A 21,201-nucleotide genomic window follows, 5' to 3' on the forward strand; every position below is an offset into this window, starting at 1 on the left:
CAGACCCTCACCGGGGCCGGCCCGGGGGCCCCCCCCCCCCCCCCCCCCCACCCCCCCCCCCCCCCGCCCCCCCCCCCCCCCCCCCCCCCCCGCGCCGGGGCCCCCCGGGGGGCGCCGCAGGGGCGCCCCGCCTCAGGAGTGTCGGCGTCAGGCCTTCACGAACAGCTTGTAGAAGACGGCCGAGGAGTACTGCGGGTGGAACATGGCCCCGCCGACCTTCTCGCCATACAGGTAGAAGCGGCGCTGGAACGTCTCGGGGATGATCGGCGCCTCCTCCGTCATGATCCGCTTGTCCAGGGCGGCCCAGGCCTTTCCGGCCTCGGCCGGGTCGGCGATGAGGACGTTCTTCTTGATCGCGGCGTCGACCCAGTCGACCTTCAGCTGCGAGATGTTGTTGGCGCCGTTGGCGACCGAGCCGCCGTCGAACAGCGGCTGGATCAGCGTGTAGCCGGTCGGCCAGTCCGGGGCCCAGCCGAACCACATCACGTCGAACCTGTTGTCGATCTGCTGGATCTGGTCGTAGTAGCTGGTGGAGTCCAGCGGCTTGATGACCGGGTTGAAGCCGGCCGCCTTGAGGGCGTTCTCGATGACGACCTTGGTCTTGTCGTAGTTGGCGCTCTGCGGGAACGCGTAGACGATCTTCTGACCGGTCTTGCCGGCCTCCTTCAGCAACTTCTTCGCCATCTCCGGGTCGCCCTGCGGCTTCTTCAGCTTGCCGTAGACGTCGTCCTTGGCGTAGCCCAGGATGTCGGGGCTGAGGATCGACGTCGCGTAGTCACCGGCCGAGGGACCGCCGTAGATCTTGCGGATCTGCTCCAGCGGCCAGGCGTGGATGAGTGCCTGGCGCACCTTCAGGTCGGTGATCCGCTTGGTGTTGATGGCGTAGTAGTAGACGCCGGTCAGCAGACCGTTGAAGGTGCGCTTCTTCAGCTCCGGGTCGGTGAGGACCTTCTGGATGCGCTCGGCGGGGACACCGCTGTACGCCATGACGGCGTACTTGTCGTCGCCGTCGTCGGCGATCAGACGGTCCGCGGCCTGGAGGGACTCCGGGCCGAACTCGTAGACGAAGCTGTCCGGGTAGGCGTTACGGATCGAGTCCGTGGCCGGGTCCCAGTGCGGGTTGCGTACCAGCGTCATCGACTTGTCGACGGAGTGCGCCTTGATGCGGTACGGACCGGACGAGACCGGGTCCTTGTCGTACTTCTCCTTGCTGTCGCCCTTGACCGGGACGGCACCGTAGGAGCTCATCGCCAGGGTGAAGTTGAAGTCCGGGCGGGACTCGGCGAGCTTGAAGGTGATGGTCTTCGCGGCCTTGTCGGTCACCACCGAGGCGAGGTGCTTGCCACCGAAGGGGCCCTTGTACTTCGACCGGAAGTCGGTCACGCCGGTCAGCGCCTGCTGGGCGTAGCCCGCGCCCTCGGTGGTGAAGCTGGCGAAGCCGCGCTCTATGCCGTGGCGCACGTCCTCGACGGTGAGCTCCTTGCCGTCCTCCCACTTGAGGCCGTCCTTCAGGGTGAAGGACCAGGTCTTGCCAGCGTCGCTCATGGTGCCCGCGTCGGTGGCCAGGTCACCGACCAGCTTCATCGAGCCGTCGGCGGCGATCTTGTAGCCGGTCAGGCAGCGGAGGAAGAGGTCACCGACGGCGGAGTTCCAGACGAAGTACATCCGCTGCGGGTCGAGGTGCGAGAAGTCGTCCGGGGCGATGCCGCGGATGGTGCCGCCCTTCTTCGCGCCCGGGACCTCGGCCGCGGGGCCGGTGGAGTCGGCCTTGGTGCCGACGACGACCGAGCCGGTGTACTTGTCGGCGCCACCGTGACCGCTGTCCTTGCCACCCTTGTCGGTGTCGGAGCTGCCGCTGCTGCAGGCGGAGAGGACCATCGAACCGCCGGCTGCGACCGACGTGGCGATGACGAAGTTTCTGCGGGAGAGGGACATGGCTTCCTGCTCTGGTCGAGGGAGAACGATCGATCCGGTGGGCCCCGTCGCCCGGCCGGAGGAAGTGCGGTTCAGCGCTTGGTCTTCGGATCCAGTGCGTCACGCACCGAGTCACCCAGCAGGTTGAAGGCGATCACGAAGATCACCATCGTGACGCCGGGGAAGAGCATGAACGTGATGTCGCTCTGGTAGACGTTCGATCCGCGCTGGATCATCACGCCCCAGTCGGGTGTCGGGTCGGTGAGACCCACGCCGAGGAAGGAGAGGCCGGCCTCCGCCGTGACGAACGCGGGCAGCGCGAGCGTGGCCTGGATAAGGATCGGCGTCCAGAGGTTGGGCAGCAGTTCCTTGAAGATGATTCGGGTCGGCGAGGCGCCGGTCACCCTGGCCGCCTCGACGAACTCGCGCTCGCGCAGGGCGAGGACCTCGCCGCGCAGCAGGCGGGCGATGGATGCCCAGCCGAAGGCGGTCATGATCGTGATGAGGCTGACGACGGTCAGCCAGACCGGGGTGGACTCCTCGGGAGAGACCAGGATCGAGAGCAGCACCGGCCAGAAGGCGATGAAGAAGAGCGTGGACGGGAAGGCCAGCAGGATGTCGATGACCCGGCCGACCAGGTAGTCCGTCTTCCCGCCGAGGTAGCCCGCGGTGATGCCGACGGCGATGCCGATCACGGCCACCAGAAGCGTGGTGGCCGTGGCGATGAGCAGGGAGTTGCGGATGCCGTAGAGCAGGAAGGTGAAGACGTCCCGGCCGAGGCCCGGCTCGATGCCGAACCAGAAGTCGCTGCTCATGCCGCCGTTGGGCAGTACGGGAGAGCCGAAGTCGTCCAGCAGGCTGGTGTCGTTCGATCCGTACGTCGTGTAGGGGTTCTTCCCGTACAGCTTGGCTATCAGGGGCGCGCAGATGGCCACCACAAAGAAGAAAATGACTACGTAAGCTGAAATAACACCGGTACGGTCACGCTTGAACCGTCGCCAGGCCATTTTGCCCGGGGACCGGCCGTCACTGCCCTTGGGCACCGAAGGTCCGGACGGCGCAGGTGTCTTCGCGTCCGCCACCTCAAGAGGGGCTGCTGCGTTCGAGGTTGGAATCGTCATGGTGCTCCTGGCCCGGAGGGTCGAAGGACTCCGCAGGGCACACCTACGGGCTACCCGGACTTTTTCAACGCAATTCATGCAGGGTCAATGAATGTCGGACCGACTTGAGCTGCTCTTTGGAAGCTTGACCTATACATGACCTAATCAAGGTCGTGTCTTTGCTTTCTATTTACTTGTTCCGGAGTCGATTCCATGGCGAATCGTCGGAAGTCCGCCAATGAGTCCGATATCCGGGCGGCCGTGTCTCGGAATTCGTGCATCCGGTCGGAGGGGTGTCAGGTTGATGCCCGTTCGTTGTGTTGCCGTTACCGCTCCGCCGCCCGTCAGGCCGCTTCTCCCCTCTCGGTTGATGTGTCATGCGCCTGACAAAAACGTCCGGTCGGGCGCCCCTCGCCCGCATCCGGGTTGCCCTCGGCGTGCCCGGATGGCGGGGGTAAATGTGCGTAAGGTCCGGTATGCCGTGATATTTGACATCAAGTAAGACGGAGCACTATGAGGAGGCACTCCATGCGCGGAGCCACACAGGTCAAGTGGGCCGCATGCGCGATCGCCGTCGCTCTGGCGGCGACCGCCTGCGGTGGAGGGGGCGACAGTGGCGGTGGCGGTGGCGGCGGCGGTGCCAATGGGGTGGTGAGTTCTTCGTGGGGTGACCCGCAGAACCCGCTGGAGCCGGCGAACACCAACGAGGTGCAGGGCGGCAAGGTCCTCGACATGGTCTTCCGGGGGCTCAAGCGCTACAACCCCAAGACCGGCGCGGCCGAGGACATGCTGGCGGAGAAGATCGACACCTCCGACTCCAAGACCTTCGCCGTCACCGTGAAGGACGGATGGACGTTCTCCAACGGTGAGAAGGTCACCGCCAAGTCCTTCGTGGACGCGTGGAACTACGGCGCGAGCCTCAAGAACAACCAGAAGAACGCCTACTTCTTCGGCCAGATCGACGGCTATGACAAGGTGCACCCGGATTCCGGTGCCCAGGCCGCCGGCGCGATGTCGGGGCTGAAGGTCACCGGCGCGCGGACGTTCACCGTCAAGCTCAGCCAGAAGTTCTCCCTGTGGCCCGACACGCTGGGCTACGCGGCGTTCGCCCCGCTGCCCCAGGCCTTCTTCAGCGACCACGCCGCCTGGCTGAAGAAGCCGGTCGGCAACGGCCCCTACACCATCAAGTCGTACACCAGGGGTTCACAGATGTCCCTGCGCAAGTGGGACAAGTACCCCGGTGACGACAAGGCGCAGAACGGTGGCATCGACCTCAAGGTCTACACCGACAACAACACCGCCTACACCGACCTGGTGGCCGGCAACCTCGACCTGGTGGACGACGTCCCCGCCTCGCAGCTGAAGAACGTCAAGGCGGACCTGGGGGACCGCTACATCAACACCCCGGCCGGCATCATCCAGACCCTGGCCTTCCCGTTCTACGACAAGGCGTGGGACAAGGCGGACAGCGACAAGGTCCGCAAGGGGCTGTCCATGGCCATCAACCGCAAGCAGATCACCGAGACGATCTTCAACAAGACGCGGACCCCCGCCACGGACTGGACCTCGCCGGTGCTGGGTGCGGCGGGCGGCTACCAGGCGGGCTTCTGCGGCAGCCTGTGCGAGTACAACCCCGCGGAGGCCAAGAAGCTGGTCTCGCAGGGCGGCGGCATCCCCGGCGGGCAGGTCAAGATCGGCTACAACGCCGACACGGGCAGCCACAAGGACTGGGTGGACGCGGTCTGCAACAGCATCAACAACGCGCTCGGCAACGACAAGGCCTGCGTGGGCAGTCCGACAGGAACGTTCGCCGACTTCCGGAACAAGATCACCCAGAAGAAGATGCCGGGCCCGTTCCGTGCCGGCTGGCAGATGGACTACCCGCTCATCCAGAACTTCCTGCAGCCGCTCTACTACACCAACGCCTCGTCCAACGACGGGAAGTGGACGGACAAGAAGTTCGACAGCCTGGTCAACCAGGCCAACGCCGAGTCGGACAAGGCCAAGGCGGTCAAGACCTTCAAGGAGGCCGAAGCCGTGGTCCGGGACAACATGGCGGCCATCCCCCTCTGGTACCAGAACGGCAGCGCCGGCTACTCCACGAAGGTCTCGAACGTCGCGCTGAACCCCTTCAGCGTGCCGGTCTACAGCGAGATCAAGGTCAAGTGACCCCGTAGCGAACGCCGCGGCCCGGCTCCCCGTGAGGGCGCCGGGCCGCGGCGTTCGCGTCCGGTTCCGCCGCTCGTCACACGTTTGGCCCCTTCCGGCGCACCGGTGTTCCCGTGAGGGTGCCCAGAAGATGCTATTACGTACGAAATGGGATGTTATTTGGTTCACGTCGGGACAGTGAGCGACCCGGCAACCGAGTCAACGGCCGCTCGGGGAGGCCGGTGGCAACAGGGAGGTGACTGCGCGATGCAGCCGTTCATGAGGTCCCGATCCGCCCCGGAGCGAGCACCGGCCGGAGTCCGCTGCCCGATCGATGTGCGGAGGGTGACATGGGGCGTTATGTGATCCGTCGTCTGCTCCAGATGATTCCGGTCTTCATCGGAGCCACGCTGCTGCTCTTCCTGATGGTGAACGTGATGGGGGACCCGATCGCGGGCCTCTGCGGCGACCGGCAGTGCGACCCGACGACGGCCGCCCAGCTGAAGAGGGAGTTCGGCCTCGACAAGCCCGTCTGGCAGCAATACCTGACCTACATGGGCAATGTGTTCACCGGCGACTTCGGTACCGCCTTCAACGGGCAGAAGGTCACCGAGCTGATGGCGACCGCCTATCCGGTCACCCTGCGGCTGACCGTCGTCGCGATCATCTTCGAGATCATCGTGGGCGTGACGCTCGGCGTCATCAGCGGACTCAGGAGGGGCCGGGTCGTCGACAACTCGGTCCTGGTGGCGACGCTCGTCGTGATCGCGATCCCCACCTTCGTCACGGGCTACGTACTCCAGTACCTGCTCGGCGTGAAGTGGTCCGTCATCTCCCCGACGGTGTCCTCGGACGCGCCGTTCGACGAACTCATCCTGCCCGGACTGGTGCTCGCCTCGGTCTCGCTGGCCTACGTCACCCGCCTCACCAGGACGTCGATCGCCGAGAACTCCCGCGCCGACTACGTGCGCACGGCCGTGGCGAAGGGGCTGCCCAGACGTCGCGTCATCGTGCGCCACCTGCTGCGCAATTCGCTGATCCCCGTCGTCACCTTCATCGGTACGGACATCGGCGCGCTGATGGGCGGTGCGATCGTCACCGAGCGGATCTTCAACATCCACGGCGTCGGATACCAGATCTACCAGGGCATCCTGCGGCAGAACACCCAGACCGTGGTCGGCTTCGCCACCATCCTGGTGCTGGTCTTCCTCATCGCCAACCTGGTCGTCGACCTCCTGTACTCCGTACTCGACCCGAGGATCCGTTATGCCTGAACCTCAGCCCGAGCACCAGGACGCCATCGCCGGGACCGGTGCCGGCGGAGCGGCGGACCTCGCCATGAGCGAGGGCACCACACTGGAGGGGACACCGGGCGGCCCGGACGGCGGCGGGCCCAGGGAACGGGCGGGAAGCCTGTGGGCCGACGCCTGGCGCGACCTGAGGCGCAACCCCGTCTTCATCGTCTCGTCCCTGATCATCGTCTTCCTGGTCCTCATCGCGATCTGGCCCTCGCTCATCGCGTCCGGCAACCCGCTCAAGTGCGATCTGGCCAAGGCACAGCAGGGCTCCCAGCCGGGCCACCCGATGGGATTCAACGCGCAGGGCTGCGACGTCTACACCCGGGTCGTCTACGGCGCCAGGGCGTCCGTCACCGTCGGCGTCTGCGCCACCCTGGGTGTCGCGCTGCTCGGCGGCCTGCTCGGCGGGCTCGCGGGCTTCTTCGGCGGCGGCTGGGACGCCGTCCTCTCCCGCGTCACCGACATCTTCTTCGCCATTCCCGTGGTGCTGGGCGGTCTGGTCCTACTGTCGGTGGTCACCAGCAACACCGTCTGGCCGGTCATCGGATTCATGGTGCTGCTCGGCTGGCCGCAGATCTCCAGGATCGCCCGCGGCGCGGTGATCACGGCGAAGCAGCACGACTACGTCCAGGCGGCACGCGCCCTCGGCGCGTCCAACTCCCGGATGCTGCTGAGGCATGTCGCACCCAACGCCGTGGCACCCGTCATCGTGGTCGCCACCATCGCGCTGGGTACGTACATCGCGCTGGAGGCGACGCTCTCCTACCTCGGTGTCGGACTGAAGCCCCCCACGGTCAGCTGGGGCATCGACATCTCGTCGGCCTCGCAGAACATCCGCAACGCCCCGCACATGCTCCTCTGGCCGGCCGGCGCGCTGGCGGTCACCGTGCTCGCGTTCATCATGCTCGGCGACGCGGTGCGCGACGCCCTCGACCCCAAGCTGCGCTGAGGAGTCCGCTGCCATGTTGCTCGAAGTGCGCGATCTGCACGTGGAGTTCCACACCCGGGACGGGGTCGCCAAAGCCGTCAACGGGGTCAACTACTCGGTGTCCGAGGGCGAGACGCTCGCCGTGCTCGGCGAGTCCGGCTCCGGCAAGTCGGTCACCGCACAGGCGATCATGGGCATCCTCGACATGCCGCCGGGAAAGATCAGCGGCGGCGAGATCCTCTTCAAGGACCGCGACCTGCTGAAGCTCAAGAGGGAGGAGCGCCGCAAGATCCGCGGCCAGGAGATGGCGATGATCTTCCAGGACGCGCTCTCCTCCCTCAACCCCGTGCTGACGGTGGGCGAGCAGCTCGGCGAGATGTTCGTGGTGCACCGGGGGGCGTCTCGCAAGGACGCGAAGGCCAAGGCCGTCGAGCTGATGGACCGGGTGCGCATCCCGGCCGCCAAGGAACGGGTCGGCAACTACCCGCACCAGTTCTCCGGCGGCATGCGCCAGCGCATCATGATCGCCATGGCGCTGGCCCTGGAGCCCTCGCTGATCATCGCGGACGAGCCCACCACCGCCCTCGACGTCACCGTCCAGGCCCAGGTGATGGACCTGCTCGCGGAGCTCCAGCGCGAACTGAACATGGGCCTGATCCTGATCACCCACGACCTCGGCGTCGTCGCCGACGTCGCGGACAAGATCGCCGTGATGTACGCGGGCCGGATCGTCGAGACCTCGCCGGTCCACGACATCTACCAGGCGCCCGCGCATCCGTACACGCAGGGCCTGCTCCGCTCGATCCCGCGCCTGGACCAGAAGGGCCGGGAGCTGTACGCGATCAAGGGGCTGCCGCCCAACCTGCTGCACATCCCGCCCGGCTGCGCCTTCAACCCGCGCTGCCCGATGGCCCAGGACATCTGCCGCGTCGACGTACCGCCGCTGTTCGACGTGGCCGAGAACCGTCAGAGCGCCTGCTACTTCTGGAAGGAGACGCTCGATGCACGCTGATCACTCGGGGCGCAGGGAAGCGCGCCAGGAGGGCGAGGTGGCACGCGCCCTGCTGGCCAAGTCACGGGAGACGAGCGCCCAGGCGGGCAGGGAACCGATCCTGGAGGTGCGCGACCTCGTCAAGCACTACCCGCTGACCCGGGGCATCGTGTTCAAGAAGCAGATCGGGGCCGTCAAGGCGGTCGACGGGGTCTCCTTCGACCTGTCGGCGGGCGAGACCCTCGGCATCGTGGGCGAGTCCGGCTGCGGGAAGTCGACCGTCGCCCGGCTGCTCGTGCACCTGGAGGAGCCGACGGCCGGAATGATCCGGTACAAGGGCGAGGACATCACCAAGCTGTCGGGCCGCGCCCTGAAGGCGGTGCGCCGCAACATCCAGATGGTGTTCCAGGACCCGTACACCTCCCTGAACCCGCGGATGACGGTGGGCGACATCATCGGGGAGCCGTACGAGATCCACCCCGAGGTGGCCCCGAAGGGCGACCGCCGGCGCAAGGTGCAGGACCTGCTCGATGTCGTCGGCCTCAACCCGGAGTACATCAACCGGTACCCGCACCAGTTCTCCGGCGGGCAGCGCCAGCGCATCGGCATCGCCCGCGGCCTCGCGCTCAACCCCGAGATCATCGTCGCCGACGAACCGGTCTCGGCCCTCGACGTCTCCGTCCAGGCGCAGGTCGTCAACCTGCTGGACCGGCTCCAGTCGGAGTTCAACCTGAGCTACGTCTTCATCGCGCACGACCTGTCGATCGTCCGGCACATCTCCGACCGGGTCGGCGTCATGTACCTGGGCCGGTTCGCGGAGATCGGCACCGACGAGGAGATCTACGAGCACCCCACGCACCCGTACACCCAGGCGCTGCTCTCCGCCGTGCCGGTGCCGGACCCGATGGCGCGCGAGTACCGCGAGCGGATCATCCTGCACGGCGACGTGCCCTCGCCCGCCAACCCGCCCTCCGGCTGCCGCTTCCGCACCCGCTGCTGGAAGGCACAGGAGCGGTGCGAGCTGGAGGTGCCGCTGCTGGCCGTCCCGGCGGTCTTCCGGCTGACGGACACCCCGGCCCGGCACGATTCGGCCTGCCACTTCGCGGAGGAGAAGCACCTGCTGCCGCCGGAGGGGGCGGGGACGGGGGAGGGCGGGCCCGGCCCGGACGTGGAGAAGGTGGACAAGGAGGCCCGCAGGCCGCCGTCGCAGCAGCAACAGCAGCCGGGCCAGGGTCAGCCGGGCCAGGGTCAGCCGGGCCAGGGGCACGGGACGCCGCCGGAGGGCGGCGACGAGGGGCCGCCGCCCGCCGGGAGCAGCCGGGCCGACTGACCCGGCGAACCGTTAACGCACGGGCAACCCGGCCGTCTCACGTCCGATATACGGACCCGTCAGCATGGACGACGTACGGCCGTGCGGGTGCCGTGGACCGGCCGGGGGGCGTCAAGTCCCCCGGCCGGTCGCCCGACAGGACCGCGCGGTCGCGGCCCCCTTGTCGGGAGCCCGGGGGCGGTGGAGTATCGCTCGGGTGATACTCACGCGGGGAGCAAGAGTCACCGGCGCCGTCCTCTGCGGTCTGCTCGCGGTGATCGTCGCGAGCTGGCTCGTACGGGACATCAGGGCCGCGGAGTTCGACCAGCTGTGGCGGTACTGGGCCGGGTTCCACGACGCCCGCCCGCACACGCTGCCCGCGACCACGGCCACGGATGCCGCCCTGCTCGTGGTGTACGCGGTCGCCGCGGTCGCCGCGCTCCGCTCCTCGGTCGCCGCCGCGGTGCTCGTCGCCACCGGAGTGGTCACCCTTGCCGTACGGCTGCCCGGACTCTGGAACATCGGCAGCCGCGCGATGGAGCCGTCCTTCTCGGACGAGTTGCGCACCCGGGCGCTGATCTGCGCCTTCGCGGGCCTCGCGGCGGGCATCGCGCTGCTCATCACCGCCGGGGCCGGGCGCCGTCCGCCGGCCGACTCCTACGAGCGGCTGCCCACCCGGCCCGGACCGGGCGCCTCGGTCACCGCGTTCCTGCTGCTGTGCGCGGCCGGGGCGGTGCTGATCGCCTGGGAGGTCCACCAGGTCGTGAAGTACCCGGAGGCCTTCCCCGACTGGTACGTGGGCGGCGACCGGATCGTCCACGGGGTGATCGGTCCGCCGCCGGGCTGGGGAACCGTGCTGACGGCCCTGCTCTGCCTGTTCGCGGGGGCGAGCGCACTCTTCCACGCCGTGCACTCAAGGCCGTTCGGTCTGGTGGCCGCCGCGCTGCTGCTGCCCGGCGGGGCGCTGGGCGTCGTCCGGATCGTGCGCTACGACCTGCTCGACCACTTCGGTTCGCTGCCGACCGAGACCCAGCTCATGCTGCTCAGCCGGCTCTTCGAGGCGTTCGTCGCCGTGGTGGTGCTGATCGCGCTGGCCCCCAGGGGCTTCGCCGACGTCCCCGGCCCGTACGGACCGGGGTACGGCTCCGGCTACGGCGGGCCGGGATACGGGCAGCCGGAGTACGGCACCCCGGGATACGGAACACCCGGGTACGGCCCCGAGGCGCACCCCGGACAGGACGCCGGCCCGTACCCGGGGCAGCAGCCGCCCGCCCCGGGATACGGATACCCGCAGGGCGGCGGCTTCGGACCGCCCCCGCCGCCCTCCCGGCCGCCGCCGGGCTGGTAGGTCCTACGCGGCAGGGCCCGCCAGGGACCGCTTCAGGAAGTCCACCTGGAGCAGCAGCAGGTTCTCCGCCACCTTCTCCTGCGGGGTCATGTGGGTCACCCCGCTCAGCGGCAGCACCTCGTGCGGCCGCCCCGCGGCGAGCAGCGCCGAGGACAGCCGCAGCGTGTGCGCGACCACCACGTTGTCGTCCGCGAGACCGTGCACGATCAGCATCGGCCGCTCCTGCTCGGCGGCGTGCGACAGTCCCTCGTCGGTGACCAGCGAGTTGTACGCGTACACCTCGGGCTGGGTCGCCGGGTCGCCCAGGTAGCGCTCCGTGTAATGGGTGTCGTAGAGCCGCTGATCGGTCACCGGGGCGCCCACGACCGCCGCGTGGAACACGTCGGGCCGCCGCAGCACGGCCATGCCCGCCAGATAGCCGCCGTACGACCAGCCGCGGATGGCCACCCGCTCCAGGTCCAGCGGGAACCGCTCGGCGAGCGCGTGCAGCGCCTCGACCTGGTCGTCGAGGGTGAGGGTCATGTTGTGCTTGACCGCCTTCTCCCAGCCGGGTGAACGGCCCGGGGTGCCCCGGCCGTCCGCGACGACCACGGCGAAACCCTGGTCCGCGAACCACTGCGAGGTGAGATGTGTGTTGTGGGTGGCGACCACCCGGCGGCCGTGCGGCCCGCCGTACGGATCCATCAGAACCGGAAGCGGACCATCCGATTCCTTGTATCCGGTGGGGAGCAGCACGGCGCACGGAATCCGCCGTGCGCCCCCTTCGGTGAACTGAGCCCGGACGGACAGCACCGGCTGCTCCGCGTGGTTCGCGACGGTGGCGATCCGCTTCCCGTCCCGGAGCACCTGAGCGGTCGCTCCCGGCCGGTCCGGGAAGGTGGAGAGCAGTACCGTCACCCCGCCCGCCCGGACCGCGGAATGCACGCCCGCGCCCTCCGAGACCCGCTCCACGCCCAGCTCGTTGACCCGGTAGACATGGCTCTCGCCGATCTCCGGCGCGGCCGCCCGCTCGCCCGCCGTCGCCGTCACCAGGATGTCCGATTCGCCGATGTCCAGGACCGACCGGATCTGCAACTGCGCCCCGGTCAGCGGCCGGTCGCCGGCCGCGAGGACCCGCGCCCCGCCCTCGTCCGCGATCCGTACGAGCCGCCCGTCCGGCGCCCACGCCGGCACCCCCGGGAACAGGTCCAGCCAGACCGGGTCCTCGTCGACGTGCACCGTCCGGGTCGTGCCGGTCTCCGGGTCCACCGCGAGATGGAGCTGGCTCCGCTGGTCACGGGCCTGCACGAGCAGCAGCGGTGCCCCGTCCGACGACCAGTGCACCCCCGCCAGATACGGGAACCGGGCCCGGTCCCACACCACTTCGGTGCGCTTTCCGGCCAGGTCCACCACGTAGAGCTGGACCACGGCGTTGGGCGTCCCGGCCGCCGGGTACGCGATCTCGGCGGGCTTGCGCTCCGGGTGCGCCGGGTCGGCGATCCACCACCGCTGCACCGGGCTGTCGTCGACCCGGGCGACGAGCAGCCGGTCCGACTCGGGCGACCACCAGAAGCCCCGCGAGCGCTGCATCTCCTCGGCCGCGATGAACTCCGCGAGGCCGTAGGACACCTGTGCGTCCTCGGGCTCCGCGAGCGCCCTGTCGTCCTCGCCGCCGGCGCCCACGACGCGCAGCGCCCCCTTGGACACGTATGCGATGTGTCGTCCGTTCGGGGAGGGGCGCGGATCGATCACCGGACCGGGCACGGGCAGCGCGCGCGCCCCTCCCGCCCGCAGGTCCGCGACGTACACCTTCCCGGAGAGCGCGAACGCGGCCAACTCGGCCGCCGCGTCCACCGCGTAGCCCACGACCCCGGAGGACCCCTCGCGGCTCCGCTCGCGCCGGGCCCGCTCCTGCACCGACAGCCGCTCCGCCGAGCCGCCCAGCAGCACCGCCGGATCGGCCACCACCCGCTCCCGCGGTGCGCCGTCGCCGTCCAGGTCCAGCACCCAGAGCCGGCCCGACCGGTCGGTGCCCGAGCCCGAGCGCAGGAAGATCACCCGCTCACCATCGGGTGACACGGTGAACGCGCGGGGTGCGCCCAGGGTGAAGCGCATCGTCCGGGCCAACTGGAGCGGAAAGGTGATCTCTGACGAAGTCATGTGCCGAACCTATCGGCCGCCCTCCGCCCGTGCGCCCCTCGTGCTGCTGTGCCCCGATCAATGCCTTGCCACAGATAGTTATGATCCGTAGCGCTCGGTGGGTATGAACCTGCTGGCTCCATGCGTGCTGCCCGTCCCGACCCCACTGATGGAGGTGAACCGCCGTGGCACTCTCGATTTCGGCGGTGGTGCTGCTGGCGATCGTCGTCTTCCTGCTGGTCCGGAAGTCCGGACTGAAGGGCGGACATGCGGTGGTCTGCATGCTGCTCGGTTTCTATCTCGCCAGCTCGTCCATCGCGCCCACGATCTCCGAGGTGACGACGAACGTGGCGGGCATGATCGGAGGGCTCAAATTCTGACAGCGACAACCGTCCGCGGTTCGTCGGCGCCCGGCGCGTGGGCGCCGTCGGCCATCGGGGCCGTCGGCTCGTAGGGTGGTCCCCATGACGGACCTTCCCGCCCGGCGTCTGCTCCTGGTGCACGCGCACCCCGACGACGAGTCGATCAACAACGGCGCCACCATGGCCAGATATGCGGCCGACGGTGCCCTGGTCACGCTGGTGACCTGCACGCTCGGCGAGGAGGGCGAGATCATCCCGCCCGAGCTCGCGCACCTCGCGGCCGACCGGGACGACTCCCTGGGGCCCTGGCGGCAGGGTGAACTCGCGGCGGCCATGAAGGCGCTGGGGGTCACCGACCACCGCTTCCTCGGCGGCCCCGGCCGGTTCCGCGACTCCGGAATGATGGGCGCCGAGCAGAACGACCGCCCCGGAGCCTTCTGGTCCGCCGACGTGGACGAGGCCGCCGGGTACCTCGTGGAGGTGATCCGCTCGGTCCGCCCCCAGGTCCTGGTCACCTACGACCCCGACGGGGGCTACGGGCACCCCGACCACATCCAGGCGCACCGGGTCGCCACACGGGCCGCCGAACTGGCCGCCGACCCCGACTGCCGCGCGGGCTCCGGCGCCCCGCACACGATCGCCAAGATCTACTGGAACCGGGTGCCGCGCACGGTCGCCGAGGAAACCTTCGCGCACCTGCGGGCCACCGCCCCCGACACCTTCCCGGGCATCGCCGCGATCGACGACGTACCGGGTGTGGTGAACGACACCCTGATCACCACGGAGATCGACGGCACCCGCCACGCGGAGGCCAAGGCCGCGGCGATGCGGGCGCACGCCACCCAGATCGCGCTGAGCGGCCCCTTCTTCGCCCTGTCCAACGATCTGGGCCAGCCCGTCCTCACCACCGAGTACTACGAGTTGGTGAGCGGCACCCCGGGCGCCGCGCCGGGGACGCGGGAACACGATCTCTTCGCCGGTGTGACGGGAGTGGACCAGTGAGCAGCAGGCAGCGGGCCGCCCGGACCAACGCACCTCCGAGGGACATTCCGGCCACCGGTCTCGCCGCTCCCCTCAACCCCCGCCGGATCGCCGCCCTGCTGGGCCTCGCGGTCCTCGGCGCGGTCGTCGGGATCGCCGGGACACTGGTCCAATCCGCCTGGTTCCCGGGCGGATTGCTGCTCACGCTGCTCGCGTCCGGCGGTCTCTTCTACGGCGGCCGCGTCCTCATGGGTACGCAGCCCGGCGCCCTGGCACCCGCCGCGGGGTGGCTGGTTTCGGTCATTGTTCTGCTGGGCGGACGCCCTGAGGGCGACTATGTCTTCGGTGATGAACTGGGCCTCGCCCTCTTCATGCTGGGCGGGATGGTCGTCGCTGTGATCTGTGCCACCATGTCGCGGGCACCCCGACCGGGTGCCGACAGCGTCCGGCCTGGCAAGTAATGTGCCACGTCCGATCCCGTAATGCCCCCTGTCCGTCCGGGGGGTGCGCAGTCGTTTCCCCCGGTCGCGGGGTGTCTGTCGGCCGCGGCCAGTAAGGTGGTTCGCGCGCCGAGCCGTCCCCTGCCCTGCGGCATGGGGGAGAGTACGGGCGGCGGAGCCAATCGGGAGAACCTGCTTTGAGTCGTGAAACTGACAGTTCGTCCTCCGGGCCCCAGAGCCGCGGGGGAGCCGCGTACCCCTCGGGTACGCCGCCGTACGGATCACGCCAGTATCCGTCGCTGCACCCTTCGCAGGATGCCCCGGAGGAGACCCCGGAGCCTGCGGATCCGCCCCAGCCCGAAGAGCCGAGGACGGAGACGACGCTGACGACGCGTATCCGGATCAACATCCCCGGCTCGCGTCCCATCCCGCCGGTTGTCATGCGTACGCCCATGAGCGACGCGGACGGCGGGCCCGGCAACGAGCGCACCGGGAGCATCCCGCGTCCTGGCCCCTCCGCGTCGTCCAACGGTGCGCAGGGGACGACCCCCGCCGCACCGGGGTCCGAGGGCAGGGACGGGTCCGCCCCCGCGGCGGAGCCCGCCGCCGAGAAGCCGGCCAGGGAGAAGAGCGGCAGCGACTGGTTCGCGCCGCGCAAGCCCCCGGCGGGCGGCTCGGCCGACGCCCCCGCGAACGGTTCGACGGGCAAGCCGTCGTCCGGCGGCGGTACGAACGGTGCGGGGTTCTCCGCGACCGGTCCGGGGGGTGGCACGAACGGTGCCGGTTTCTCCGCCACCGGTCCGGGGGGTGGCACGAATGGTGCGGGGTTCTCCGCGACCGGTCCGGGGGGTGGTACGAACGGTGCCGGTTTCTCCGCCACTGGCCCCGGCGGCCGGGTGGACGGTCCGGGAGCCGGCCGGGTCAATCCGCCCACCGGCCCGCGCACCGATCTGCCGTACTTCTCGGACGGCCCGCAGCGAGCGGGCGAGCCGGGCGAGCCCGGCTCCGACGAGTTCGGGGCGGACGGCCCCGGCGGGCCGCGCGCCACGCCGAACCTCGGTATCCGTCCGCCGGGCCCCTCCGGACCCACCACGGGACCGGCCGGCGGCACCTCCCCGCTCACCCCGAACCTCGACGGACCGGGCCCCTTCGGCTCGGGACCGGGCGGACCGCAGGCCTCCGGCGGCCCCGGTGGCGTACCGCCGCGGATGTCCGACGACACCGCGATCCTCACGCCGCAGTTTCCGGCCCCCGGCTCGGGCCCCGGCTCCGGCCCCGGCCCCGGCTCCGGCCCCGGCTCCGGCTCGGGGGACAACGTCTCCGGTGACACGCTGACCAGCGGCATCCCCGTGGTGCCGTCCGAGCGCCGCACCCCGGGGTCCCCGTCGCCGTTCCAGGGTCCCGATCTCACCCCGCGGATTCCGGACAACCCGATGGGCACCGGACCGGCCGGACCGGGAGGGTTCGCCGCCCAGGCGCCCGAGCCCGCCGCGCGCACCGCTCCGGAGCCCGCCTCGGCGAAGGCCCCGGCGAAGAAGGGCCGTTCGAAGCTGGTCCTGCTCTGCGTGGCCGCCGTCTGCCTGCTCGGGGTCGCGTACGGCGCCGGGCTGCTGATGAACCACTCCGACGTCCCCAAGGGCACCACCGTCCTCGGCGTCGACATCGGCGGCGGCACGAAGGAGGACGGGGTCGAGAAGCTGGACGCCGCTCTCGGCGAACGGGCCAAGGCCCCGCTCCAGCTGAGCGTGGACGGCAAGGAGACGAAGCTCGCACCGGACAAGGCCGGACTCGCCCTGGACAGCCAGGCGACCGTGCGCTCCGCGGCGGGCAGCGACTACAACCCGGTCTCCGTCATCGGCTCCCTCTTCGGCGGCAAGCGTGACATCGACCCGGTGATCCCCGTCGACACGGAGAAGCTCGGAGTCGCACTGACCGACCTGGCGGGTGCCTCGGGCTCGGCCGGCGACGGCATGATCAAGTTCGTACCGGGCAAGGCCGTCCCCGTACCGGGCAAGGCGGGCAAGGCGCTCGACGTCAACCGGTCGATGGGCTCGGTCCGGGACGCCTACCGCGCCCAGGTGGAGACGGGCAAGGCGGCCACCGTCGAACTGCCGGTCACCACCCGCGAGCCCACCATCGACCAGGCCGAGCTGGACCGGGCGATGAAGGCCTTCGCGGAGCCCGCGATGTCCGGCCTGATCACCATCAAGGCCGGACCCAAGGTGATCCAGTTCGGACCTGACAGGTCGCTGCCGAAGATCCTCTCGATGGTGGCGGTCGACGGCAAGCTCGTCGACCACTACGACAAGAAGGCCATCGACACCCTCTGCGAAGGCGTCTTCGACGGCATCATGATCACCAAGAGCGACGGTACGAAGCACCAGCTCAGCGCGGACGACGTGGCCATGGCCATGAAGAGCGCGCTGGTGGGCGGGACCCCCGACGAGCGGACCGTCACGATCGACCTCGGCGGCAACGGCTGACACCGCCCCGCACAGCACCGCCACGCACAGCACCACAAGCACCACCAAGCACAGCACCACCAAGCACAGCACAGCACGACAAAGGCACCGCCCCCGACCGGAACCCCGGCCCGGGGCGGTGCCGTCTCCGGCCGTCCCTGAGGTCCCCGGCACACGGCGCCGCCGCGGCGGCTGTCACACGTACGGCATGACATCTGTCATCCCGGATTCACGACCCGTGACCCTGCCGGGCGCGCACCCCGTTCCGCCAGGCTGGACCCATGACAACGACAGCTCCCGAAGTCACCGAGGCGAAGACCGCCGTGGTCAGCTTCGACCAGGTCAGCAAGGTGTACGGCGAGGTACGTGCCGTGGACGGGCTCACTCTCGACCTGCACCCTGGCGAGACCGTGGCGCTCCTCGGGCCCAACGGCGCGGGCAAGTCCTCCGCCCTCGACCTCCTCCTCGGCCTGCGCACGGCCGACTCCGGGACGGTCCGCCTCTTCGGTACGACCCCGCAGGCGGCCATCGCGGCCGGCCGCGTCGGCGCGATGCTGCAGACCGGCGGCCTGATGGAGGACGTCACGGTCGAGGAGCTGGTCGGGCTCGTCTGCGGTCTGCACCCCAGGCCCTACCCGGTGACCGAGGTGCTGGCGCGGGCCGGTATCGCGTCGATCGCCGGCCGCTTGGTCAACAAGCTCTCCGGCGGCCAGGAGCAGCGCGTACGGTTCGCGCTCGCCACCGCCGGGGCCAACGACCTGATCGTGCTCGACGAGCCGACCACCGGGATGGACGTCACCGCCCGGAAGGCCTTCTGGGCCACCATGCGCGAGCAGGCCGACCAGGGCCGGACCGTCCTGTTCGCCACCCACTACCTCGAAGAGGCCGACGCCATCGCCGACCGCGTGCTGGTCCTGCACAAGGGCCGGATCCTCGCCGACGGCACCGCGGCCGAGATCAAGGCCAGGGCAGGGGCCCGCCGGATCTCCTTCGAGCTGGAGGGCCCGCTCGACGAAGAGGCCCTGCGCGCCCTGCCGTTCCTCTCCACGCTCGACATCACCGGCCGCCGGGTCCGTATCCAGTCGCACAACGCCGACGCGACCGTGCACGCCGTCTACGGCCTCGGCCTCTACCCGCGCGAGCTCGAAGTCGCGGGACTCGGACTGGAGCAGGCCTTCGTCGCCATCACCGAGGCCGAGGAGGCCAGGACCGCATGCTGAATTTCTTCTCGTGGGCGCTCATCAGGCTCGAAGTGACCCGCACGCTGCGGAACAAGAAGTTCATGTTCTTCTCGATCATCTACCCGTCGGTGCTCTACGTGCTGATCTCCAGCACCCAGAACACCACCGACAAGGTGCCGCACACTGATCTGACCCTCCAGTCCTTCTTCATGGTCTCGATGGCTTCCTTCGGCGCGCTGACCGCCGTCCTGATGGGCAACAGCGAGCGCATCGCCAGGGAGCGCGAGAAGGGCTGGGTCCGTCAGCTCCGGCTGACCGCGCTGCCCAGCCGCGGCTACGTCCTGGCCAAGATCGCCAGTGCCGCGATCGTCACCCTGCCCTGCATCGTGGTCGTCTTCCTCGTCGCCGCGTCCGCCAAGCACGTACGGTTCGACCTCTGGCAGTGGCTGGCCCTGACCGGCCTCATCTGGGCCGGTTCGCTGGTCTTCGCCGCCCTCGGGGTCGCCCTCGGCTATGTCGCCAGCGGTGACGCGGTCCGCCCGATCACCATGATCATCTATTTTGTGCTCTCGATCCTCGGAGGCCTGTGGATGCCCACCTCGACCTTCCCGCAGTGGATCCAGAACATCTCCGAATGGCTGCCCACCCACGCGTACGCCGCACTCGGCCAGGCCGTCGAGATGGGCGGCGCGCCGCACGGCAAGGACATCGCCATCCTCTGCGTCTACTTCCTGCTCTTCGCGGGCGGTGCTGCCTGGCTCTACCGGAAGGACACCCTGAAGGCGTGAAGGAAGAAGACGAGATGTCCATGGGCATCGGGCGCCCGCCGGGGGACCGCAAGCAGGCGGGGATCAAGAGCCTCTGGATCGGCGTCTGGCTCGCTTTCATGAGCGCGCCGATCAAGGATCTGGTCGACGGTGACCACACTCCGTGGGCGACCGTGCTCGGCACTCTCGGGCTGGTGGTCTTCGTCGGCTGCTATCTGGTCCTTGTCTTCCGTCCCTCGCCGAAGATGCTCAACCCGGTACAGGTCCGGGTCGTGCTCGCCTTCCTCAGCGCCCTCGCCGTCACGCTGTCCCTGACGCTCGGCAGCCCGTGGCTGGTCCTGTTCGTGTACGTCTCGGTCTGCGCGGGGGCCGCGCTGCCCCTGCGGACCGCCCGTTGGCTGATCCCCGTCGCCGCTGCCGTGCTCGTCGTCATCGGCCTGGCCGGTGACCACTCCCGCGAGATCATCACGGCGCTGGTCTTCCCGGCGCTGCTCGGCGGATTCTCGATGACCGGCATCCGGCAGATGATCCTCACCACCATCCAGCTCCGCGAGGCCCGCGCCACCGTCGCCCAGCTCGCCGCCAACGAGGAACGGCTGCGGCTGGCCCGGGATCTGCACGATCTGCTCGGCCACTCCCTCTCCCTGATCACCCTCAAGAGCGAACTGGCCGGGCGGATGCTCCCCGACCACCCGGATCAGGCGGCCGCGCAGGTCGCCGACATCGAACGGGTCAGCCGGCAGGCCCTGGTGGACGTGCGCAGCGCCGTCACCGGCTACCGCCGGCCCACTCTCCCCGGCGAACTGGCCGGTGCCCGCACCGCGCTGGCCGCCGCCGGAATCACCGCCGACATCCCGGCCGAGCCGCCCGAGGACCTCCCCGAGAAGCAGGAGGAGGTGCTCGCCTGGGCGCTGCGGGAGGCCGTCACCAACGTCGTACGCCACAGCGGCGCCCCGAACTGCACGGTCACCCTCGCCCCGCGCCAGACCCTGGACGGGCGGGTCCTCGAACTCACCGTCGCCGACGACGGCCGCGGCGCCTCCGGCACGGCGCCCGGCAACGGTCTCACGGGCATCGCCGAGCGCCTCGCCACGGTCGACGGGACGCTGACCACCCGGGCCACCAACTCCCGTTCCGCGAAAGGCTTCACCATCGTCCTCAGCGTGCCGCTCGAATCCGGCCTAGGATCCGGGGAATGAGCATGATCAGACTCCTCCTCGCCGAGGATCAGTCCATGGTGCGCGAAGCCCTGGCGGCGCTCCTGGGCCTGGAACCCGACATCGAGGTCGTCGCGCAGGTCGCCCGCGGTGACGAGGTGCTGGCCGCGGCCAGGGAACACGAGGTCGACGTGGCCCTCCTGGACATCGAGATGCCCGGCATGACGGGCATCGACGCGGCGGCCGAGCTGCACCGCGAACTCCCGGACGTCAAGGTCGTCGTCGTCACCACCTTCGGCCGCCCCGGCTACCTCCGCCGTGCGATGGAGTCGGGCGCCGACGCGTTCCTGGTGAAGGACGCCCCGGCGTCCCAGCTCGCCGAAGCGGTACGCAGGGTGCTCACCGGCGAGCGCGTCATCGACCCGACCCTCGCGGCCGCCGCCCTCGCCGACGGGGCCAGCCCGCTGACCGACCGGGAGCGCGAGGTGCTGCGCGCGGCTGCGGACGGTTCTACCAACGCGGAGATCGCCGCGGCGCTGCACCTGTCCCAGGGCACGGTCCGCAACTACCTCTCGATGGCGATCCAGAAGATGGCGGCGCGCAATCGGGCGGAGGCGGTCCGGATGGCGCGGGAGAAGGGCTGGCTGTAGCGGGGGAGTTCCGGGGGTGCGGGGGCCGGGGCTCCGCACCCCCCGGC

17 protein-coding genes are annotated in these 21,201 nt (G+C 69.8%); 14 read left to right on the forward strand and 3 right to left on the reverse strand.

The features are described from left to right. Nucleotides 1–147 precede the first annotated feature (147 nt). Together ACZ6S6_RS36115 and ACZ6S6_RS36120 are read right to left on the reverse strand one after the other, a co-directional pair. Nucleotides 148–1,935 (reverse strand): ABC transporter substrate-binding protein, encoded by a 1,788-nt coding sequence (locus tag ACZ6S6_RS36115; RefSeq protein WP_362965207.1) that lies wholly within the window; start codon nt 1,933–1,935, stop codon nt 148–150. 71 nt (nt 1,936–2,006) lie between these two features. Beyond that, entirely contained in the window at nt 2,007–3,035 is a 1,029-nt protein-coding gene (locus ACZ6S6_RS36120) for an ABC transporter permease (RefSeq protein ID WP_362965204.1), read from the reverse strand. A gap of 507 nt (nt 3,036–3,542) precedes the next feature. Between ACZ6S6_RS36120 and ACZ6S6_RS36125 the strand changes: the two genes are divergently transcribed. The 6 genes from ACZ6S6_RS36125 (at nt 3,543) to ACZ6S6_RS36150 (ending at nt 11,036) form a co-directional block, all read left to right on the forward strand. Further along, nucleotides 3,543–5,183 carry a peptide ABC transporter substrate-binding protein gene (locus ACZ6S6_RS36125; RefSeq protein ID WP_469709275.1) on the forward strand — a complete coding sequence of 547 codons (1,641 nt, stop codon included), beginning with the start codon at nt 3,543–3,545 and terminating at the stop codon, nt 5,181–5,183. 329 nt (nt 5,184–5,512) lie between these two features. After that, entirely contained in the window at nt 5,513–6,436 is a 924-nt protein-coding gene (locus ACZ6S6_RS36130; protein ID WP_362965200.1) for an ABC transporter permease, read from the forward strand. After that, entirely contained in the window at nt 6,429–7,409 is a 981-nt protein-coding gene (locus tag ACZ6S6_RS36135; protein ID WP_362965198.1) for an ABC transporter permease, read from the forward strand. The genes ACZ6S6_RS36130 and ACZ6S6_RS36135 overlap by 8 nt, the downstream gene beginning before the upstream one ends. 13 nt (nt 7,410–7,422) lie before the next feature. Further along, a complete protein-coding gene (locus ACZ6S6_RS36140; RefSeq protein ID WP_362965196.1) occupies nt 7,423–8,400 on the forward strand; it encodes an ABC transporter ATP-binding protein in 978 nt (325 codons plus the stop codon). Beyond that, the gene (locus ACZ6S6_RS36145) at nt 8,390–9,709 is read left to right on the forward strand and encodes an ABC transporter ATP-binding protein (RefSeq protein WP_469709278.1); all 1,320 of its coding nucleotides are present in this window, start codon (nt 8,390–8,392) and stop codon (nt 9,707–9,709) included. The genes ACZ6S6_RS36140 and ACZ6S6_RS36145 overlap by 11 nt, the downstream gene beginning before the upstream one ends. A 196-nt stretch (nt 9,710–9,905) precedes the next feature. Next, nucleotides 9,906–11,036, forward strand: a complete 1,131-nt coding sequence (locus ACZ6S6_RS36150; protein ID WP_469709280.1) for a hypothetical protein — start codon at nt 9,906–9,908, stop codon at nt 11,034–11,036. Between the two features lie 3 nt (nt 11,037–11,039). Here the strand turns inward: ACZ6S6_RS36150 and ACZ6S6_RS36155 are convergent, their stop codons facing one another. Then, a complete protein-coding gene (locus tag ACZ6S6_RS36155) occupies nt 11,040–13,130 on the reverse strand; it encodes a S9 family peptidase (protein WP_469709339.1) in 2,091 nt (696 codons plus the stop codon). A 209-nt stretch (nt 13,131–13,339) separates the two neighbouring features. Between ACZ6S6_RS36155 and ACZ6S6_RS36160 the strand changes: the two genes are divergently transcribed. The 8 genes from ACZ6S6_RS36160 to ACZ6S6_RS36195 all read left to right on the forward strand — a co-directional run bounded on the left by ACZ6S6_RS36160 (nt 13,340) and on the right by ACZ6S6_RS36195 (nt 21,154). Beyond that, nucleotides 13,340–13,534, forward strand: a complete 195-nt coding sequence (locus tag ACZ6S6_RS36160) for a hypothetical protein (protein WP_073736631.1) — start codon at nt 13,340–13,342, stop codon at nt 13,532–13,534. Between the two features lie 84 nt (nt 13,535–13,618). Then, nucleotides 13,619–14,518 carry an N-acetyl-1-D-myo-inositol-2-amino-2-deoxy-alpha-D-glucopyranoside deacetylase gene (gene mshB, locus ACZ6S6_RS36165; RefSeq protein WP_469709282.1) on the forward strand — a complete coding sequence of 300 codons (900 nt, stop codon included), beginning with the start codon at nt 13,619–13,621 and terminating at the stop codon, nt 14,516–14,518. Further along, a complete protein-coding gene (locus ACZ6S6_RS36170) occupies nt 14,515–14,958 on the forward strand; it encodes a DUF6113 family protein (RefSeq protein ID WP_362965186.1) in 444 nt (147 codons plus the stop codon). Before mshB ends, ACZ6S6_RS36170 begins: the two co-directional genes overlap by 4 nt. 176 nt (nt 14,959–15,134) lie before the next feature. Next, nucleotides 15,135–17,420 carry a peptidoglycan binding domain-containing protein gene (locus tag ACZ6S6_RS36175; protein WP_469709284.1) on the forward strand — a complete coding sequence of 762 codons (2,286 nt, stop codon included), beginning with the start codon at nt 15,135–15,137 and terminating at the stop codon, nt 17,418–17,420. A gap of 260 nt (nt 17,421–17,680) precedes the next feature. Then, nucleotides 17,681–18,619: an ABC transporter ATP-binding protein gene (locus tag ACZ6S6_RS36180; RefSeq protein ID WP_362965182.1), complete on the forward strand. Its 939-nt coding sequence runs from the start codon at nt 17,681–17,683 to the stop codon at nt 18,617–18,619. Continuing rightward, on the forward strand, nt 18,613–19,368 hold the full coding sequence (locus ACZ6S6_RS36185; RefSeq protein ID WP_362965180.1) for an ABC transporter permease: 756 nt from the start codon (nt 18,613–18,615) through the stop codon (nt 19,366–19,368). The genes ACZ6S6_RS36180 and ACZ6S6_RS36185 overlap by 7 nt, the downstream gene beginning before the upstream one ends. 14 nt (nt 19,369–19,382) lie before the next feature. Beyond that, nucleotides 19,383–20,546, forward strand: a complete 1,164-nt coding sequence (locus ACZ6S6_RS36190; RefSeq protein ID WP_362965213.1) for a sensor histidine kinase — start codon at nt 19,383–19,385, stop codon at nt 20,544–20,546. After that, nucleotides 20,543–21,154 (forward strand): response regulator transcription factor, encoded by a 612-nt coding sequence (locus tag ACZ6S6_RS36195; protein WP_362965178.1) that lies wholly within the window; start codon nt 20,543–20,545, stop codon nt 21,152–21,154. Before ACZ6S6_RS36190 ends, ACZ6S6_RS36195 begins: the two co-directional genes overlap by 4 nt. Nucleotides 21,155–21,201 lie beyond the last annotated feature (47 nt).

The organism is Streptomyces sp. NPDC048671 (genome assembly GCF_055587045.1).

What these genes read in the sequence shown, in the direction of transcription:
- ACZ6S6_RS36115 (WP_362965207.1), bottom strand. Translation starts at nt 1,935, where the DNA reads ATGTCCCTCTCCCGCAGAAACTTCGTCATCGCCACGTCGGTCGCAGCC.
- ACZ6S6_RS36120 (WP_362965204.1), bottom strand. Translation starts at nt 3,035, where the DNA reads ATGACGATTCCAACCTCGAACGCAGCAGCCCCTCTTGAGGTGGCGGAC.
- ACZ6S6_RS36125 (WP_469709275.1), top strand. Translation starts at nt 3,543, where the DNA reads ATGCGCGGAGCCACACAGGTCAAGTGGGCCGCATGCGCGATCGCCGTC.
- ACZ6S6_RS36130 (WP_362965200.1), top strand. Translation starts at nt 5,513, where the DNA reads ATGGGGCGTTATGTGATCCGTCGTCTGCTCCAGATGATTCCGGTCTTC.
- ACZ6S6_RS36135 (WP_362965198.1), top strand. Translation starts at nt 6,429, where the DNA reads ATGCCTGAACCTCAGCCCGAGCACCAGGACGCCATCGCCGGGACCGGT.
- ACZ6S6_RS36140 (WP_362965196.1), top strand. Translation starts at nt 7,423, where the DNA reads ATGTTGCTCGAAGTGCGCGATCTGCACGTGGAGTTCCACACCCGGGAC.
- ACZ6S6_RS36145 (WP_469709278.1), top strand. Translation starts at nt 8,390, where the DNA reads ATGCACGCTGATCACTCGGGGCGCAGGGAAGCGCGCCAGGAGGGCGAG.
- ACZ6S6_RS36155 (WP_469709339.1), bottom strand. Translation starts at nt 13,130, where the DNA reads ATGCGCTTCACCCTGGGCGCACCCCGCGCGTTCACCGTGTCACCCGAT.
- mshB (WP_469709282.1), top strand. Translation starts at nt 13,619, where the DNA reads ATGACGGACCTTCCCGCCCGGCGTCTGCTCCTGGTGCACGCGCACCCC.
- ACZ6S6_RS36180 (WP_362965182.1), top strand. Translation starts at nt 17,681, where the DNA reads ATGACAACGACAGCTCCCGAAGTCACCGAGGCGAAGACCGCCGTGGTC.
- ACZ6S6_RS36185 (WP_362965180.1), top strand. Translation starts at nt 18,613, where the DNA reads ATGCTGAATTTCTTCTCGTGGGCGCTCATCAGGCTCGAAGTGACCCGC.
- ACZ6S6_RS36190 (WP_362965213.1), top strand. Translation starts at nt 19,383, where the DNA reads ATGTCCATGGGCATCGGGCGCCCGCCGGGGGACCGCAAGCAGGCGGGG.
- ACZ6S6_RS36195 (WP_362965178.1), top strand. Translation starts at nt 20,543, where the DNA reads ATGAGCATGATCAGACTCCTCCTCGCCGAGGATCAGTCCATGGTGCGC.